A 1,595-nucleotide genomic window follows, 5' to 3' on the forward strand; every position below is an offset into this window, starting at 1 on the left:
GTTGTCCATCAGTTTCGCTATGGCCCACAGCAGGTTGGTGATTTCCTGTGGTTTAAAGCAAGCTTTTTGTGTCTTTACATGGGGCAACAGCACGGCCACAGCCTCTTTGAGTTCTGGAGTCTGCTCCTGACCGTTGTCCACCAGTTTCGCCAGGGCCCACAGCATGTTGGTGATATCCTGGACATTAAATTGGTCTTTCTGTGCGATCACCCGGGGCAACAGCGCGACCAGGGCTTCGTTGAGCCCCGGTGTTTGCTCAAGCCCGTTGTCCACCAGTTTCGCCATGGCCCACAGCAGGTTGGCGATATTCTGAGGGTTAAATTGGTCTTTCTGTGCCTGCACCTGGGGCAACAGCCCGGCCACGGCCTCTTTGAGCCCTGATGTTTGCTTCAGCCCATAGTCCACCAGTTTCGCCATGGCCCACAGCAGGTTGGCGATTCCCTGGGCAGTAAATTGGCCTTTCTGTGCGTTCACATGGGGTAACAGCGCCACCACCGCCTCTTTGAGCCCTGGTGTCCGCTCCAGCCCGTTTTCCACCAGTTTCGCCATAGCCGACAGCAGGTTGACAATGCCCTGGGGATTAACCTGGTTTTTCTGTGCGTTTACGAGGGGCAACAGGGCGGCCACGGCCTCTTTGAGCCCTGGTGTCCGCTTCAGCCCGTTGTCCACCAGTTTCGCCATGGCCCACAGCAGGTTGACAATAGCCTGGGCATTAAACAGGTCTTTCTGTGCGTTCACCTGGGGCAACAGCGCAGCCATGGCCTCGTTGAGCCCCGGTGTCCGCTCCTGTCCGCTGTCCACCAGTTTGGCCATGGTCCACAGCAGGTTGGTGATTTCCTGTGTGTTAAAGTTAGCTTTCTGAGTGTTCACCTTGGGCAACAACGCGGCCACGGCCTTGTTGAGCTTTGGTGTCTGCTCCAGCCCCTTGTCCACCAGTTTCGCCATGGCCCACAGCAGGTTGGCGATAGCCTGAGGAATAAATTGGTCTTTCTGTATGTTAACGTGAGGCAGTAGCACAGCTACGGCCTCCTTGAGCTCTGGTGTCCGCTCCAGCCCGCTGTCCACCAGTTTCGCCATGGCCCACAGCAGGTTAGAGATTTCCTGTGGGTTAAAGTTAGCTTTCTGTGCGTTCACCCGGGATAACAACGCGGCAACGGCCTCGTTGATCTCTGGTGTCCACTCCCCGTTGTCCACCAGTTTCGCCATGGCCCACAGCAGGTTGGCGATACCCTGGGGATTGAATTGGTCTTTCTGTACGTTCACAAGGGGCAACAGGGCGGCCACGGCCTTTTTGAACTCTGGTGTCTGCTTCTGCCCGTTGTCCACCAGTTTCGCCATGGCCCACAGCAGGCTGGTGATTCCCCGGGCATCAATATCCCGGGCTCCAGGTTTTTGGTAGCAGTTAAATATTATTGCATCAAGCAGAGTTGACAATAAGGCAGCTTGAGTGAACTGAACACGCTCATGCATGGGTTTATAAGGGGTAAAAACACCCGCTGAAGTAAATGAATGAAGAGTTGTCGTCAGGCTTCGCCAATCCCAACGCCGTGTTGGGGTAAAATTTTGCAGCATACGTATCAGCTGGCTTTGTTCCG

The 1,595-nt window shown here is 55.2% G+C and carries 1 protein-coding gene; it reads right to left on the reverse strand.

Features of this window, described 5'->3' with window-relative positions; genetic code table 11:
- Positions 1 to 1,572 (reverse strand): DUF1601 domain-containing protein (locus ACO6VE_RS24470; protein WP_422464106.1); only part of this gene is annotated, 1,572 nt, incomplete at its 3' end.
- Positions 1,573 to 1,595: the final 23 nt, after the last annotated feature.

Origin of the sequence: Endozoicomonas sp. ALB115 (assembly GCF_049310245.1) — a bacterium.
Classification (GTDB): domain Bacteria; phylum Pseudomonadota; class Gammaproteobacteria; order Pseudomonadales; family Endozoicomonadaceae; genus Endozoicomonas.